The sequence below is a fragment of the Nocardia sp. NPDC058058 genome (genome assembly GCF_042885355.1).
In the GTDB taxonomy this organism is placed as follows: Bacteria; Actinomycetota; Actinomycetes; order Mycobacteriales; family Mycobacteriaceae; genus Nocardia.
In genome coordinates, this window is record NZ_JBHVSA010000002.1 from 1,860,789 (window position 1) to 1,876,779 (window position 15,991).

General features: G+C 68.5%; 14 protein-coding genes. 9 read left to right on the forward strand and 5 right to left on the reverse strand.

What is annotated here, in order from left to right; genetic code table 11:
• Positions 1–229 precede the first annotated feature (229 nt).
• The 3 genes from ACFVUS_RS23180 to ACFVUS_RS23190 are packed head-to-tail and all read right to left on the reverse strand — an operon-like array spanning position 230 to position 4,847.
• Positions 230–2,545: a tetratricopeptide repeat protein gene (locus ACFVUS_RS23180; protein ID WP_387769679.1), complete on the reverse strand. Its 2,316-nt coding sequence runs from the start codon at positions 2,543–2,545 to the stop codon at positions 230–232.
• Entirely contained in the window at positions 2,545–3,519 is a 975-nt protein-coding gene (locus ACFVUS_RS23185) for a glutamate ABC transporter substrate-binding protein (protein ID WP_387769682.1), read from the reverse strand. Before ACFVUS_RS23185 ends, ACFVUS_RS23180 begins: the two co-directional genes overlap by 1 nt.
• The gene (locus ACFVUS_RS23190) at positions 3,516–4,847 is read right to left on the reverse strand and encodes a hypothetical protein (protein WP_387769685.1); all 1,332 of its coding nucleotides are present in this window, start codon (positions 4,845–4,847) and stop codon (positions 3,516–3,518) included. The genes ACFVUS_RS23185 and ACFVUS_RS23190 overlap by 4 nt, the downstream gene beginning before the upstream one ends.
• 133 nt (positions 4,848–4,980) lie before the next feature.
• Between ACFVUS_RS23190 and ACFVUS_RS23195 the strand changes: the two genes are divergently transcribed.
• Both ACFVUS_RS23195 and ACFVUS_RS23200 read left to right on the forward strand, forming a co-directional pair.
• On the forward strand, positions 4,981–5,646 hold the full coding sequence (locus ACFVUS_RS23195; RefSeq protein WP_387769688.1) for an NUDIX domain-containing protein: 666 nt from the start codon (positions 4,981–4,983) through the stop codon (positions 5,644–5,646).
• A gap of 3 nt (positions 5,647–5,649) precedes the next feature.
• Positions 5,650–7,830: a molybdopterin-dependent oxidoreductase gene (locus ACFVUS_RS23200; RefSeq protein WP_387769691.1), complete on the forward strand. Its 2,181-nt coding sequence runs from the start codon at positions 5,650–5,652 to the stop codon at positions 7,828–7,830.
• A 3-nt stretch (positions 7,831–7,833) separates the two neighbouring features.
• Here ACFVUS_RS23200 and thiE read toward each other — a convergent pair whose 3' ends face one another.
• Complete coding sequence (thiE, locus tag ACFVUS_RS23205; RefSeq protein ID WP_387769694.1) at positions 7,834–8,538, reverse strand: thiamine phosphate synthase; 705 nt, start codon at positions 8,536–8,538, stop codon at positions 7,834–7,836.
• Positions 8,539–8,631: 93 nt separating this feature from the next.
• Here thiE and ACFVUS_RS23210 point away from each other — a divergent pair, with 93 nt between their 5' ends.
• The 6 genes from ACFVUS_RS23210 to ACFVUS_RS23235 all read left to right on the forward strand — a co-directional run bounded on the left by ACFVUS_RS23210 (position 8,632) and on the right by ACFVUS_RS23235 (position 13,935).
• Positions 8,632–9,777, forward strand: a complete 1,146-nt coding sequence (locus tag ACFVUS_RS23210; protein ID WP_387769697.1) for an FAD-dependent oxidoreductase — start codon at positions 8,632–8,634, stop codon at positions 9,775–9,777.
• Positions 9,774–9,986 (forward strand): sulfur carrier protein ThiS, encoded by a 213-nt coding sequence (thiS, locus tag ACFVUS_RS23215; protein ID WP_364649737.1) that lies wholly within the window; start codon positions 9,774–9,776, stop codon positions 9,984–9,986. Before ACFVUS_RS23210 ends, thiS begins: the two co-directional genes overlap by 4 nt.
• A 4-nt stretch (positions 9,987–9,990) precedes the next feature.
• Complete coding sequence (locus ACFVUS_RS23220; protein WP_387770162.1) at positions 9,991–10,743, forward strand: thiazole synthase; 753 nt, start codon at positions 9,991–9,993, stop codon at positions 10,741–10,743.
• Between the two features lie 153 nt (positions 10,744–10,896).
• Complete coding sequence (locus ACFVUS_RS23225) at positions 10,897–11,841, forward strand: ABC transporter ATP-binding protein (RefSeq protein ID WP_387769701.1); 945 nt, start codon at positions 10,897–10,899, stop codon at positions 11,839–11,841.
• Positions 11,841–12,602: an ABC transporter permease gene (locus ACFVUS_RS23230; protein WP_387769704.1), complete on the forward strand. Its 762-nt coding sequence runs from the start codon at positions 11,841–11,843 to the stop codon at positions 12,600–12,602. Before ACFVUS_RS23225 ends, ACFVUS_RS23230 begins: the two co-directional genes overlap by 1 nt.
• Before the next feature lie 505 nt (positions 12,603–13,107).
• Positions 13,108–13,935, forward strand: a complete 828-nt coding sequence (locus ACFVUS_RS23235; protein WP_387770165.1) for an adenylate/guanylate cyclase domain-containing protein — start codon at positions 13,108–13,110, stop codon at positions 13,933–13,935.
• 11 nt (positions 13,936–13,946) lie between these two features.
• Here the strand turns inward: ACFVUS_RS23235 and ACFVUS_RS23240 are convergent, their stop codons facing one another.
• Positions 13,947–14,102: a hypothetical protein gene (locus ACFVUS_RS23240; RefSeq protein ID WP_387769707.1), complete on the reverse strand. Its 156-nt coding sequence runs from the start codon at positions 14,100–14,102 to the stop codon at positions 13,947–13,949.
• 165 nt (positions 14,103–14,267) lie between these two features.
• Here ACFVUS_RS23240 and ACFVUS_RS23245 point away from each other — a divergent pair, with 165 nt between their 5' ends.
• A complete protein-coding gene (locus tag ACFVUS_RS23245; protein WP_387769710.1) occupies positions 14,268–15,983 on the forward strand; it encodes an acyclic terpene utilization AtuA family protein in 1,716 nt (571 codons plus the stop codon).
• Positions 15,984–15,991 lie beyond the last annotated feature (8 nt).

Genomic DNA, 15,991 nt, shown 5'->3' on the forward strand with positions numbered 1-15,991 from the left:
CGGGCACTTCACCAAAACATCACGATCGGTCTGCCAGAGTGATGTTCGGATCCGGTTCCCCCCGAGCGCGGATCCACCGGAACCCGTGCCGCCCAACGCACAACTGCGCTGGGTACCGACCCTCCCTCGCCGGTACCCGCGTCCTCTCGGCTGCCTCCGAAGGTCCGCAGTGCGGCACGGGGCCCTCCGGTCTCGCAGCGCCACGCCCGGCGCTCGGAATCCGGTTCGCTCAGAACCAGGACTTGGCGCGCACCGCGTTGGCCAGATCCACCAGCGCGTAGCGGTGCGTGCGGCCGGGCGCGAAGCGGGCCAGGCCGCGCAGCCCGGTCTCGATGCCCCGGCGCAGCTCCCGTTCGGTGAACGGTGCGCCGAAGATCTTGGCATCGCCCGTTTTCGGGGCGTTTCCGGCCTGCAACCAGCCCAGCGCCGTGCCCAGCACCAGGATGCGCAATTGCGCGGTGCGGCTCTCGCCCGGCGGCAGCGCCTGCACGCGCGCGGCGGCCACGTGCAGGGTGGATTCGTCGAGTCGCGCGACCGGCGCGCTGGCCAGCAGCATCAGCACCGCCGTCATCCGGGATTCGGAGTAGTGCCGGGAGGCGGGCGGCACCTCGTCCAGCGCGTGCACGGCGGCCGCGGTGTCACCGGCGGCGGCGAGTTGGCGGGCCAGGCCGAAGGCCGCGCTGACCACACCGCGATCGGTGCGCCAGACGGTGGCGTAGTAGTTCTCGGCGTAGGCGCGCCATTCCTCGGGTTCGGGTGAATCCCAATGTTGCAGAATGAGTTCCGCGGTGGCGGCGAGCGCGAGCTTGGGCGCGATCTCTCCCGGGATGGCCTGGAGTACGGCGTCGAAGCGGGCGAAGGCGCGTTCGTAATCCTGTTCCAGCAGTTCGATCATGCCCAGGTACCAGTCCGCGCGCCAATCCCGCGAGGGCGGTTCCCCGGTGTCGGCGAGGCGGCGCAGCAGCATGCGGGCCGCGGCGGGTTCGGCCAGATCGAGGTGGGCGCGCGCCTCCGCGAGGGTCACCTCGAGCTCGAAAGTCTCGGGCGCGCCGCCGGGTTCGGCCGCCGCGCGCTGGCGGGCGTGCCGCAGTTCGTCCAGCGCGTGCCGGGCTTCGGGATGGGCGGCCCCGGCCAGCAGCGCCGCGGACGGATCGGCCGGATCCACCAGCGGCACCGGCAGCGCGGCCACCACATCGCTGGGGCGCAGCAGGGTGCCGCGTTCGATTCCGTCGATCAGGCCGTCGGTCTGCGCCACGAATTCCGCGGTGCCGAAGCTGGTGCGCGGCGGGCTGAAAAGCGTTGACAGCTGCGGATGTTCATTACCGGTCTCGACCGCGAGGATCTCCCGCAGCACCCCGGTGAGCTGACCGCTGAGCAGCCGCGCCGAGGCGAAGCGGCGGTCCGGATCCGGATCGGTGGCGCGCAGCAGCAGCCGGTGGAAGAACTGATGCCGGGCCAGCACCGGCTGATCCTTCGCCGCCGGAATGCCTTCGACGTACGCGCCCTTCTCCATGGGCAGGTCCAGGGTCAGCACCGCCAGGGTGCGGCCGACGGTGTAGATGTCCGAGGCCACGGTGGGACCGGTCTGCGGAATCTCCGGCGCCTGGAATCCCCTGGTGCCGTACAGGTTTCCGTACGCTTCGAAGGGTGCGGTGGCGCCCAGGTCGATGAGTTCCACCCGGTCGGTGGTGACCATGATGTTGTCCGGCTTGAGATCGTTGTAGGCCAGGCCCACCGAATGCAGATAGTCCAGTGCCGGAAGGATTTCCAGCAGGTACGCGATGGCCTCGGTGACCGGCATGCGCTCGGGCCGGGTGTGCTGTTCGAGCAGATCGCGCAGCGAATGCCCGCCGACGTACTCCATCACGATGTAGCCGACGGGGGAGCCGTCCGGGCTCGGATGTTCCACGAAGTTATGGATTTTGACGATGCTCGGATGCACCACCTCGGCCAGGAATTGCCGTTCGGCCACGGCCACCGCCTGCGCCTCGGCGTCACCGGCGTGCAGCAGGCCCTTGAGCACCACCCAGCGGTCGCTCACATTGCGGTCGATGGCCAGGTAGATCCAGCCGAGGCCGCCGTGCGCGATACAGCCCTGGATCTCGTACTGTCCGGCCACCCGATCCCCGGGTCGCAGCGACGGGCGGAAATCGTAAGGCGCAGCGCAGGTTTCGCAGGTGCCCGCGGTGGCGGCCGCATGCGTCGCGGTGGCGCGTCCCACCGGTTTGCCGCAGCGCCAGCAGAATCTGCGGCCCTCCGCGACCATCGGGTCGGCGAGCACCGCCTTCTCCGGATCCACCTGTTCCACCGTCGGAATGGGCACCAGTCCGGCTCCCAGCCGCCGCACCACGGGCCGCGTTCGCGCCATGCGCGCGGTCCGCTGGGACGGCCGGGTGGGCGTGCGCCCGGTGCTCACCGCCGCGCCGGACGCCGAATGCTGCTGGGTGGCAGCGGATTCGGCGTCATCGTGGCGGGTGGTGGCCTGGGTGGGGTCGGCCACGCGCTCGGTGGCCTGGGTCGGGTCGGGCTCCTGTGGGGTGTGCATCAGTCGCGGTACCTCGGCGCGGGCGGGATGGCGGCGTCACCGAGTTGGGTGGCCAGCCAGCGGCGGTAGAGGCGGTTCCAGGTGCCGTCGGCGCGAATGCGTTCCAGGGTGCCGTTCACGAAGCGCACCAGATCGTCCGAGCCCTGGGACATTCCGATGCCGTACTGCTCGGTGCTGAGATTCGGCCCGACCACCTCGATGGCCGGATCCTGGATCGCGAGTCCCGCCAGCAGCGTGTCATCGGTGCTGATGGCGTCGACCTGCCGCTGCTGCAACACCACCAGGCAGTCCGCCCAACTCGGCACGGTGAGGATGGAGACGGCGGGCTGCTGACTGCGCACCAGATCCAGCGAGGTGGTGCCGCGCACCACGCACAGCCGTTTGCCCGCCAAGTCGGCGAGCCCGGTGATGCCGGAATCGCGCACGGTCAGCACCCGCTGATGCGCTTGCAGATATGAGGTGGAGAAGGTGACCCGTTGCCGCCGTTCGCAATTGATGGTCATGGTCTTCACCACGACGTCGACGGTGTGCTCCTGCAGCGCGCGCTCGCGATCGGCCGATCCGAGAATGCGGTATTCGATGGCATCCGGATTCCCCAGCAGATCCCGTGCGAGTTCATGCGCGATATCGACGTCGAAGCCGGTGAGCGCCCCGCTGGTCGGATCGCGGAAGCTGAACAGGTTGCTGCCCGGGTCCAGTCCGACCAGCAGTCGCCCGCGCGCCCGAATGGCATCCACGCCCGGGCCGCCCGTGGTCGCCGGTCGCAGGCTCGCGGTCGGATCACCGCAGTTGTCCACCGCCGGCGGCAGCGGCGTTTGCGTCTGTGCCGCAATGGCTCCCGAGGGCAGCGGCGGTTCCATATAGCTGGGCACATGGTTGGACGGCGCGGGTGCGGCCCCGTCCGCGCAACCGCTGACCACCGCGAGCGCGGCCGCGATCATGCCGATGGTTCGTAGCGTGGAGTGTCGCGTCATCGGTACTCCCGTAGTCGCGGCCACAGTCCCGCCGCGACCAAGACCGCGGCGGCGGTGCTCAGCACCAGTGCGCCAGGGGCGAGCAGGTCGAGGGTGCGGGCTGCGTGGGAGGTGTTGGCGCGCAATTCGTTCCGGGTATCGCCGATGCCGTTGCCGAGCGCCCTGTCGAGCGCGTCGACCTGGGCGGTGGCCTCATTCGCGCCCGGTCCGGTGGCGACCGCGCCCGCGCCGATGAAATCGCCCTTGGAGAGCGCGTCGTTCATGCGCTGATGTGCGGCGCGCCAGCGATCCAGCGCCGAGCTCGCGGTCTTCACCTCGTCCGCACCGGGTGCGTCGGTGGCGTAACCGGCCAGGATGGTCTGCAATTTGGCGACGGCCTGGTCATAGGTTTTGTCGTATTCGGCGCTGGTATCGCGCCGCACCAGTTTCAGGGTTTCCGCGGTGCGGGCCTGCTGGGCCAGGATGCGGCTCTCGGTGAGCGCCGCGGTCGGAATGCTGCCGGAGTCGCGGGAGTCGGTGGTGTCGACGGCGGAGATGAATCCGGCGACGACCGTCCAGCCCAGCAGCACCACCATGGTCCCGGTGGCCAGCAGTAGTCCGGCATTGAGCACCCGATGCCAGCGCCGGAACAGGAACAGCTGCGCGGCGACCAGTACCGCGACCGCCAGCAGTGGCGTCACGATGGCGGGCCACGGCGGCCGCACGTGATTGCGCTGGGTGCTGGTGATGGCGGCGGCGCGATGCTCCTGCAATTCCTGCGCCATCGGCAGCACGGTGCCCTGCATGAGGTTCGAGGCCTCGCTGAGGTAGGCCGCGCCGACCGGGAGTCCGCTGCGATTGTTGGCGCGCGCGGTCTCCACGATGCCGCAGTACACCGGCAGCCCGGTGGAGATACCGGTGCGCAGATGCGTATCCGCGTCGCCGCCACTGCGATTGGACTGCGTCACCAATTCGGCCGCGGCCTCGCCGACCGCCTGGTTGTAGCGGTCGCGCACGGCTTTGGGTTCGAGTCCGCCGGAGATGAACGCGGTGCCAGCCGAGGCGTCCGCCACCGACAGCGCGGTGTACAGCCGCTGTGCCGAATACGCGTCCGGCTCACTCTGATCCAAAAGCACATCGAGCGCGTGCTGCCGATTGTTCACCGCGCCCGCGGTGACCACACCCGCCGCCAGGCACATACCCAGCAGCACCAGTCCGACGGCGATCAATTTGGCCGGTGAGGACTGCGCGAACAGCCGCATCTCGGTGGTGGAGAGCCGTTCGCGCACGGCCGCCGCGGCCGCGCGAGGGGACAGCTCGTCGAGCCGCAACTGCTCGGTGCGAACCATGTTCACCTCCCACTGACCGAAACCGGACGATCGACTTGTAGCACTCGGATGAGCTTATTGTGGACGTACCTGTGCCGTGACGCGGGAACACCCGGATCTCTGTACGGCACGGGTCCGAGGATGGGATGCGAGCATGCGTGGTGACGGCGACGGTTGGGCGGAAAGTCCGGATGGCACCCGTCAGTGGGGTCGATTCGGAGCTGCCGGACTGTTGCTGCGCGCCCCGCTCGCCGATGGCGGGTCGGCCGTACTGCTGCAGCATCGCGCGGCCTGGAGTCATCAGGGCGGTACCTGGGCGCTGCCCGGCGGCGCCCGCGACAGCCATGAGACGAGCGTGCACGCCGCCGTCCGCGAGGCCGAGGAGGAGGCGGGCATCACCGCCGGATCCATCCGGGTGCGGGCCTCGCGGGTGACGGCCACCGCCGCCAGTGGCTGGACGTACACCACGGTCATCGCCGACGCGGCCACCCGGCTGCGCACCGAGGCGAATCTGGAGAGCACCGAATTGGCGTGGGTGCCCGAGGGTGAGGTGGACGCCCGCCCGCTGCATCCGGGTTTCGAGGCCGCCTGGCCGCTGCTGCGCGCCACCCCGGCCCGGGTCAGTCTGGACGGATTGGATGATCCGCAAGCGGTGGCGGCCGCATTGCCACGCACCCTGGAGCTACCCGACGCGGAGTTCCTCTGGCTGCGTACGGACGGCAATGGCAATGCCCGAGATGCCCGGATCGGCGCGGGTGCTCCGGACGCCGATCTGGCCGGAAATGTGTTGTACCTCACGCTGGCCCAGGTGTTGTCTTGAGGCGTGAGCGAGCGTGAGATTCCCACGTACTGCCGGATCTGCGAACCACTCTGCGGGCTGATCGCCACCGTCGAGGACGGGCGATTGGTGCGGCTGCGGGCCGATAGGTCGCATCCGCTGTCCAAGGGGAACGCGTGCCCGAAGGGGATCGCGTTCAGCGAGATACAGAACGATCCGGATCGGGTGCTGTATCCCCTGCGGCGCACCGCGACCGGATTCGAGCGGGTGAGCTGGGACGAGGCGCTGGACGATATCGGGGCGCGATTGCGCGCGATCATCGGCGCACACGGGCGCGAGAGTCTCGGCTGGTATTTCGGCAACCCCTCCTCGTTCTCCTATTCACATACGTTGTGGCTGGTGGGTTTTCAGCTCGCGGCCGGACTGCGGCACGTGTATTCGGCGGGCTCGCAGGACATCAACAATCGTTTCGTCGCGAGCGAACTGCTGTACGGATCGCTGACCTCGGTACCGGTCCCGGATCTGGACCGCACCGATTTCCTGCTCATGCTCGGCGCGAATCCCGTTGTGTCACACGGCAGCGCGATGAGCATGCCGCGAATTCGCGAGAAGCTCACCGCGATCACCAAGCGTGGCGGGCGGGTGGTCGTGGTCGACCCGCGCCGCACCGAGACCGCGCAGCTGTTCGAGCACGTGGGGGTGCGGCCCGACAGTGATGCCTGGCTGCTCGCGAGCCTGCTCCAGGTGATCTTCGCCGAGGGACTGGAGGACGCGGACGCGGTTCGACGGCAATCCGCCGGTGCGCACGAATTGCGTACCGCCGTAGCTCGATTCACGCCGGAGACGACCGCGGCCGTGACCGGTCTGGAACCCGATGCCGTGCGCGCCCTCGCGCGTGATCTGGCCCGCGCCGATGCCGCGGCCGTGTACGGCCGCACCGGTACCTGCCTGGGTCGTCACGCCACCCTGGTCGCGTTCCTGATCGACGTGCTGGCCCTGGTCACCGGCAATCTGGACCGGCCCGGCGGCTCGGTATTCGGCAAAGAGCTGGTCGCGGTCTCCAAACTGAATGCGCAGCTGGGCCTGATCAAATACGGCAAGAATCGTTCCCGCATAGGCGATTTCCCCGATGTGCTGGGTACCTTCCCGGCCGCGATCATGGCCAAGGAGATCACCACCCCCGGCCTCGGGCAGCTGCGCGCCCTGTTCACCTCGGCGGGCAATCCGGTGTCCTCGGTGCCCAACGGCCGCGAATTGGCCGCCGCGCTGGCGCAACTCGATCTGCACGTCTCCATCGACCTCTACATGAACGAGACCAACCGCACCGCCGATTACATCCTGCCCGCCACCACCTTCCTGGAGCGTGATGACATTCCGCTCCCGTTCACCGCGCTCTCGCCCACCCCGTACACCCAGTACACCGAGCGGGTGCTGGAACCGTACGGCGAGGCCCGCGAGGAATGGCGGATCATCGACGCCATCGCGACCCGAATCGGCGTGCAGCCCTTCGTCATCGGACCGAAGGCCGCCGGTGGCCTGCTCAGCCGCCTGCGCGGTCTCCCCGGTGGCCGCGCGGCCCGCCCCACCCCGCGCCTGCTGGTCGATCTGGCCGTTCGCACCGGCCCCTACGGCGATCTGTTCGGCCTGCGCCGCGGCGGCCTCAGCCTGAAGATGCTCCGCCGCCACCCGCACGGTGTGGTGCTCGCGGATTCCATCACCACAGGAGTTCTTCGAGAAGTGGTGCAGCACAAGGGCAACCGAGTCCAGCTGGCACCCGCCGAAATCCTCGGCGAACTGCGCGATCTGGATGCCGCCCCCGCGGACCCCTCCTACCCGCTCCGCGTGATCGGCATGCGCGAACTCAAATCGCACAACTCCTGGATGCACAATTCCGAACTCCTCATGCGCGGCGACCGCGCCCAGGCCGCCCGCATCAACCCCAAAGACGCTGCCGTGGCGGGCATTTCGGACGGCTCCCGCTGCCGCGTGACCTCCCCGCACGGCTCCATCGAGGTAACCGCCCACCTCACCGAGGATATGACCGAAGGCGCGGTGGCCATTCCGCACGGCTGGGGCCACAACGGCGGCTGGCGGCGAGCCAATGCCGCGGGCGGAGCCAACCCCAACGACCTCATGTCCACCGATCCGGCCGATGTGGAACGCCTCGCGGGCATGTCCCACCTCAACGGTGTCGCCATCCGCCTGGACCCGGTGCCGTCGAGCTGAGGGTCAGTTCGCGAGGTTGTCCAGCACCTGCTGCTTGAGCGCACGCGCCGCCGATTCCGGATCACGTGCCGCGGTGATGGCCCGCACCACCACGACTCGGGTCGCGCCCGCCGCGAGCACCTCCGGCAGGTGCTGATCGTCGATGCCGCCGATGGCGAACCAGGGCCGCGCGGTATGCGATTCGGCCGTGGAGCGCACCAGTTCCAACCCGGACGGCTGGCGACCCGGCTTGGTCGGCGTGGCATATACCGGACCGGTGCAGAAGTAGTCGATGTGCTCATCGATGGCCGCGAGCCCCGCCTGCGCCCGGTTATTGGTGGACCGTCCGATCACCACATCCGGCCCCAGGATCTTGCGGGCGTACCAGGGCGGCAGATCCCCCTGCCCCAGATGCAGCACGTCGATCCCCGCCGCCAGCCCGATATCGGCCCGATCATTGCAGGCCACCAGGGCCCCGTGCCGGCGCGCGGCGGCCTTCAACTCGGCGAGCGCACCCAATTCGGCCTTGGCCTCCAGCGGCCCGAACTCCTTCTCCCCGGGCGACCCCTTATCCCGCAACTGGATGATGTCGACGCCCCCGGCCAGGGCCGCGTCGGCGAAGGCGGCCAGGTCGCCGGTATCCCGGCGGGCATCCGTGCACAGGTAAAGGCGTGCGCTGGCCAGGCGTTCGCGCGGTGTGGCGGGCCGGTTCGGGTGGGAGGGCTGCACGTCCCCGACGCTAGTCGCGCTACCGTGGTGAGGCGAAACGAACGGTGTGACCTGCGTGCGAGCGGTGTGACAGGACACAGTTAGGTGGATGTAGTGCGGACCTTGGCCGTCGTGGGCGGCGGTGTGATCGGGCTTTCGGTGGCATGGCGTGCTGCCGAGGCGGGGTGGGCGGTCACGCTGTTCGATCCGGCGAGTGGGTCGGGGGCCTCGTGGGTGGCGGGTGGGATGCTCGCGCCGCTGTCCGAGGGGTGGCCGGGGGAGGAGGCGGCGCTCGCGTTCGGGGCTGCCTCGCTGGCTCGGTGGCCTGAATTCGCGGCTCGGTTGCAAGCCCATGCGACTACCGAACTCTTCACCGCAACCCGCACCCTCACGGTCGCCCTCGACACCGCCGATGCGGCGGACTTGCGCACCATCGCCGACTGGGTGAATGCCCAGCCGCTGCCCACATCGGACGGTGTGCGAGATCTGAACGCGTCCGGCGACGCGCGATCCGGTGGTGAACATCTGCGGCTGTTGGATCGCGGCGGCGTGCGCGCGCTCGAACCGGGCCTGGCTCGGACCGTGCGGGCCGGGCTGCTCTCGAATTCCGAACCCGCCGTTGACAATCGCGCGCTGGTGAACGCGCTGCGGTCCGCCTGCGCGGCGGGTGGCGTTGAATTTCGCGCCGAGCGGGTGAACGCTCTCGCCGATCTGCCGCACGATCGGGTCGTGCTCGCGGCCGGGGCCGCGGCCGCCGAATTATGGCCGGGGCTGCCGGTTCGGCCGGTGAAGGGTGAGATTCTGCGGTTGCGGCGGCGGCCGAGTGCGCCGACGCCGCCGGCGAGTGTCATTCGCGCTCGGGTGCATGGGCGGCCCATTTATCTGGTGCCGCGCAGTGACGGAATCGTGCTGGGCGCAACGCAATACGAGCAGGGGTTCGATACCGCCGTCACGGTCGCGGGGGTTCGGGATCTCATCACCGACGCCGAGGCCATCCTGCCGGGTATCGGGGAGTACGAATTCGCCGAGGCCATCGCGGGTTCGCGGCCCGGATCGCCGGACAATCTGCCGCTCATCGGCTACCTCGACGATCGCGTGATCGCGGCAACGGGCCACGGCCGCAATGGAATTCTGGATACCCCGGTGACGGTTGACGCTGTGTTGTCCCTGCTCGCCGACGCTCAACTCCCCGAGGCGCGATCCGCCGATCCGGGACGCTTCCGCACTTCCGCCCCCATCTCTTCAGGAGGAGTCCGATGACCGCAGTTCCGGTCGGTATCACCGTCAACGGTGAGGACCACGAATTCGCCGAGGCCCCGACGGTGCGTCAGGTGCTCGAGCAGTTGAACCTGCCGTGTCAGGGTGTGGCGGTGGCGGTGGACGGCGCGCTGTTCCCCAAATCGCGCTGGGATGAGCAGGTCGGTCGCGGCTGGGAGCTCGAGGTGCTGACGGCGGTGCAGGGTGGCTAGCGGCATCGATCCGCTGGTGATCGCGGGTCGCAGTTTCGGTTCGCGGCTCATCATGGGCACCGGTGGCGCGGAGAATCTCGCGGTGCTGGAGGAGGCCCTGATCGCCTCGGGCACCGAACTGACCACGGTCGCCATGCGCCGCGTCGACGCCGCGGGCGGTACCGGCGTGCTGGATCTGCTCAAACGCCTGGAGATCGCCCCGCTGCCCAATACCGCGGGTTGCCGCACCGCCGCCGAGGCCGTGCTCACCGCGCGCCTGGGCCGCGAGGCGCTCGAAACCGATTGGGTGAAGCTGGAAGTCATCGCCGATGAGCGCACCCTGCTCCCGGATGCCATCGAATTGGTCGATGCCGCAGAGCAATTGGTGGACGACGGTTTCACCGTGCTGCCGTACACCACCGACGATCCGGTGCTCGCGCGCCGCCTGGAGGATGCGGGCTGCGCCGCGGTCATGCCGCTGGGCTCGCCGATCGGCACGGGTCTGGGCATCGGAAATCCGCACAATATCGAGATGATCGTGGCCGCCGCGGGCGTCCCGGTCATCCTGGACGCGGGCATCGGCACCGCGAGCGATGCCGCCCTGGCGATGGAACTGGGTTGCGCCGCAGTCCTGCTCGCCACCGCGGTCACTCGCGCCCGGCAGCCCGTGCTGATGGCCACCGCCATGGCGAATGCCGTCAACGCCGGTTGGCTGGCGCGACAGGCGGGCCGCATCCCGAAACGTTTCTGGGCACAAGCCTCTTCGCCCGCGCTCTGACCCGGCGTCCGAGGGTTTCGGCGTGCCGCCGAGTCCGGATTGTCCGGGGGGAAGTCCCCTGGAAGGGGGTAGAGCAGGTCATCCTCGAGGTTGAGGGGACGCGCGACCTCTGGTCGATAGTGCGGGACCGGTTCTTCGGGAAGACTGGTCCCCATGATCGAACTGAGGGGCCTGACCAAACACTACGGGCAGACCGTCGCGGTGTCGGATCTGTCGTTCACGGTTCGTCCGGGGTTGGTGACCGGCTTTCTCGGCCCGAATGGGGCGGGTAAGTCGACCACCATGCGGATGATTCTGGGGTTGGACGAACCGACGTCCGGTACCGCGCTCATCGACGGTAAGCCGTATCGCGATTTGCAGCGTCCGCTGACCGAGGTCGGCGCGCTGCTCGATGCCAAGTGGGTGCATCCGAACCGTTCGGCGCGTGCGCATCTGCGCTGGCTGGCGGCATCGAATGACCTTCCGGCGGCCCGCGTGGAGGAGGTGCTGCGCCTGGTCGGCCTCGCGGAGGTGGCCAATAAGAACGCCGGCGGTTTCTCGCTGGGCATGTCGCAGCGGCTCGGCCTGGCGGGCGCGCTGCTGGGGGATCCGAAGGTGCTGCTGTTCGACGAGCCGGTGAACGGCCTCGATCCCGAGGGCATCCTGTGGATTCGCCGTTTCATGCAGCGGCTGGCGTCGGAGGGCCGCACGGTGCTGGTCTCCAGTCACCTGCTGTCCGAAATGGCGCAGACCGCAGAGCATCTCATCGTGATCGGCCGCGGCCAGCTGATGGCCGACACCACCACGAAGGATTTCATCGAGAAGGCGTCGGAACAGTCTGTGCGCGTGCGCAGTCCGCAGCTGGATCAGTTGCGCGGCCTGCTCACCTCCAACGGCATGACGGTGCGCGAGGCGGGCGCGGACAATGACGGCGCGGCCCTGGTGGTCGCGGGCGTCTCCTCGGACGCGGTCGGAAAACTGGCCGGCGCCAACGACATAACGCTCTTCGAGCTGTCGCCGCAGCGCGCTTCGCTGGAGGAGGCGTTCATGCGGATGACCGGTAGTGCGGTGGAGTACCACGGCGAAGGCTTCGACCAGGTGATGGGAGGTGCGCTCTGATGGGCGTACTGGCGGCGGAACGAATCAAACTCACCTCGACCCGGTCTCCGTGGTGGTGCTCGGCGATCATCGTGGCGCTGGGCCTGGGCTTCGCGGTGCTGATCGCGGCGGTGAACCGGAACCCGAAGGCCGATACCCCACCCCTGCACGTGACCACCGTGGTCGGCGGTGTCAGCGGCTTCGGCGTGCTGATCCTGATGATCTTGGCGGCGCTCGCGGTAACCAGCGAGTATCGGTTCGGCACCATTCGCAGCACATTTCTAGCAACCCCTGCTCGGGATAAGGTGCTGATCACCAAAGCGCTGTTGATCGGTGTCTTCGGCGCGGTGCTCATCGGCGTGCTGACCCTGCTGTCCTTCGTGCTGGCAAAGGCGATCAGCGGTTCGGAGGGCGGTGCGGCCCTGGTGCTGTCCAACGCGGACAACGCACGCGCCATTTACGGTGTCCCGATCTACGCCTTCCTGTCCGTGGTGCTGGCCGTCGGCGTCGGTGTGCTGGTGCGCCAGACCGCGGCCGCCATCTCGCTGATCATCCTGTGGCCGACCGTGCTGGAGTCGCTGCTCAGCGCATTCGGTAGTTTCGGCCGGAATGTGGGCGCGTTCATGCCTTTCGCGAACGCCGGCCACTTCTATTCGGCGGGTGCGGACGCGGCCGGTTCCAACTGGCATTGGGGCCCGTGGGGCAGCCTGCTGTACTTCGCCGTGTTCGTCGGAATCGTTTTCGGAGCCGCGCTGTTCGTAGTCAATAAGCGCGACGCATAGACCCTGCCCGGGGATGCCGCCGGCCACTGCCCGGTTCGGCGGCGAATATCGGCCCGATACGGAGAAATCCGTATCGGGCCGATGTCGTTTCCGGTGGTCCGCGGGGCTGTCTCGCGGGTGTGCCGGGAAACACTGTATGAAAACCGTCGAATCGGGTGAGAAGCGTCTGGCGGACCCCTCCGGGCCTGGGTAGCATCGGCCCAGCAACCAAAACACTCGTACATCGGCGGGTCCAATGATGTGGCCGCTCGGACCGATCGGAAGGTGTCAGGTGGCAGTCATTAATCCATCCGGAGATCAAGCGCTGAGATACGCTCTGGGCGTGAGCGAACGACCCTCCGACGGCGGCGAGCGCGCATCCGACGCCCCCCGCTCGGAAGGACTGGGAACCGATCGCAAGCGGTCGCGGGAGGCGAATGGAGCCCGCGCTCGTGAGCCGCGTGCACCCCGCATCGACCCCGACGTGGTGATTCCGCTGGTCCCGACCGAATCGGTCGATGATTCCCTGGACGAGAACGACCCCGCCAACGGCCGTCGCCGCTTCCCGAGCGGGCAGCTTTCGGCACTGGTCAATGCCGCGAATCAGCGCGGCGATCTGATCGGCCTGGTCCGCAAGGCCCGCGAAAACCTGCCCGGCGATCCGGCTTTCGGCGATCCGCTCTCGGTCTCCGGACCGGGCGGCGCGCGGGCCGTGGCGCGCGCGGCGGATAAGTTGGTCGGCGATTCGCCCAGTGCCGCACGCGAATTGGGTCTGGGTGCGTTGCAGGTCTGGCAGGCCATGCTGGAGCGCGTCGGCAAGGGCCGGGGCACCCAGGAGATCACCATCATGTTCACCGATCTGGTGGCCTTCTCCAGCTGGTCGCTGGCCGCGGGTGATGAACAGACCCTGGAACTGTTGCGCCGGGTGGCCAAGGCCATCGAGCCGCCGATCGCCGATCGGGGCGGTCAGGTCATCAAGCGCATGGGTGACGGTCTGATGGCGGTGTTCCCGTCCGCCGATCGCGCGGTGCGAGCCGCGGTGGCGGCCAAGGAGAATCTCACCAATGTGAATGTCAACGGCTATCGCCCGCAGATGCGCATGGGCCTGCACACCGGCACCCCGCGCGAGATCGGCGGCGATTGGCTGGGCGTGGATGTCACCATCGCCGCGCGGGTGATGGCGGCGGGCGGCAACGGCAACACCATGATGTCGGCGGTCACCCTGGATTCGCTGAAGCCCGAGACGCTCGAGGAGCTCGGTTTCGGTGTGCGGCCCTATCGCCGCAGCTTCTTCGCGGCCCCGCTCAGCGGTGTGCCGGAGGATCTGCGCATCTTCCGCCTGGAGGCGGAGTAAGTAGGGGACGGCTAGAAGAGATAGAGCACAGCGCCCGCTGTCGCCAGCACTCCGGCCACGCCGAGCGCGATGGCGAGCGGGCGTGCGGTCTTCCAGGTCGAGTAGGCCCCGCCGTAGAGGAATCCGGCCAGGGCGAGCAGCACGATCATGGCGACTTCTTTGGACACCCCACCAGTCTGCCCGGTGGGGTTCTGGCCGGTCTCGGGGGCTCCGCCCGAAGTCTCAGGCAATTAACAAGCACGCAGGCTTGATTTTTTTCTGGCCCGATGTGACCCTGTAACCGACCGCAGCGATGGCGCTGCGCCATGCGGGTGGCACAGGGAGGCCCAGTAATGAGTCAGCTCGGCGACGATCCGGACCTCATTCGGATCGGCAACTGCTCCGGCTTCTACGGGGACCGGATGAGCGCCATGCGCGAGATGCTCGAGGGCGGGCAGCTCGATGTGCTCACCGGCGACTATCTCGCCGAACTCACCATGTTGATCCTGGGGCGGGATCGCATGAAGGACGCCAACCTCGGCTACGCCAAAACCTTTGTGCGGCAGCTGGAGAGCAATCTCGGCCTGGCCCTGGACAAGGGCGTGAAGATCGTCGTCAACGCGGGCGGGCTGAATCCGGCCGGACTCGCGCAGCGGGTCGGCGAGGTCGCCGAAAAGCTCGGTCTGACACCGAAGGTCGCGTATGTGACCGGCGATGATCTGCTGCCGCGCGCGGGTGAACTCGGGCTCGGCGCGCCGCTGACCGCCAATGCCTATCTGGGCGCGTGGGGTATCGCCGAAAGCCTGAACGCGGGTGCGGACATCGTGGTGACCGGGCGCGTCACCGACGCCGCCCTGGTGGTCGGCCCGGCGGCCGCGCACTTCGGCTGGGGCCGAACCGATTACGACGCGCTCGCGGGCGCGGTGGTGGCGGGGCACGTCATCGAATGCAGTACCCAGGCCACCGGCGGCAATTTCGCCTTCTTCACCGAGATCGCGGATCTGAACCGGCCGGGCTTCCCGCTCGCCGAGGTGCGCCGGGACGGCAGCAGCGTCATCACCAAGCATGACGGCACCGGTGGCGCGGTCACCGTGGATACCGTCGAAGCCCAGCTCATGTACGAGATCCAGAGCGCGCGCTACGCCGGACCGGATGTGACCACGCGCCTGGACAGCATCGCACTCACCCAGGACGGCCCGGATCGGGTGCTCATCAGCGGCGTCAAGGGTGAAGCGCCGCCGCCGCGCACCAAGGTCTCGCTGAACACCATCGGCGGCTTCCGCAATGAGATGGAGTTCATTGTCACCGGCCTCGATATCGAGGCCAAAGCCGAACTGGCGCAACGACAGCTGGAGGCCTGGCTGCCGGTGCGGCCCGCCGAGCTGGAGTGGACCCTGGCCCGCCTGGACCGGCCGGACGCCGAGACCGAGGAGCAGGCCAGCGCGCTGCTGCGCTGTGTGGTGCGCGATCCGGACCCGAATAAGGTGGGGCGCGGATTCTCCAGCGTGGCAGTGGAATTGGCCCTCGCGAGCTATGCGGGCTTCTCGCTGACCGCGCCGCCCGGAAACGGCGGTCCGTACGGCGTCTTCACACCGGGCTATGTGGACGCGAAGGAAGTTCCACATATCGCGGTGCTGCCCGACGGCAGCACGGTGGATATCGCACCGGCGGGGGAGACCCTGGAACTGGCCGAGGTGCCCGAACCCGATCTACCGCAACCGCTTCCGCGGGGTGAGACCAAGCGCGTCCCGCTCGGCACCATCGCCCTGGCGCGCAGTGGCGATAAGGGCGGCAATGCCAATATCGGCGTCTGGGTGCGCACCGATGAGCAGTGGCGCTGGCTGGTGCACGCGCTCACCGTGGACGAGCTGCGCCTGCTGCTGCCCGAAACCGCGAAACTGCCGATCACCCGGCACGTGCTGCCGAATCTGCGCGCGATCAACTTCATTGTCGAGGGTCTGCTCGGGGAGGGCGTGGCCTATCAGGCGCGTTTCGATCCGCAGGCCAAGGGGCTCGGGGAATGGCTTCGGGCTCGGCACATCGAGATTCCTGTGGAGCTGCTGCCATGAGCACTGCC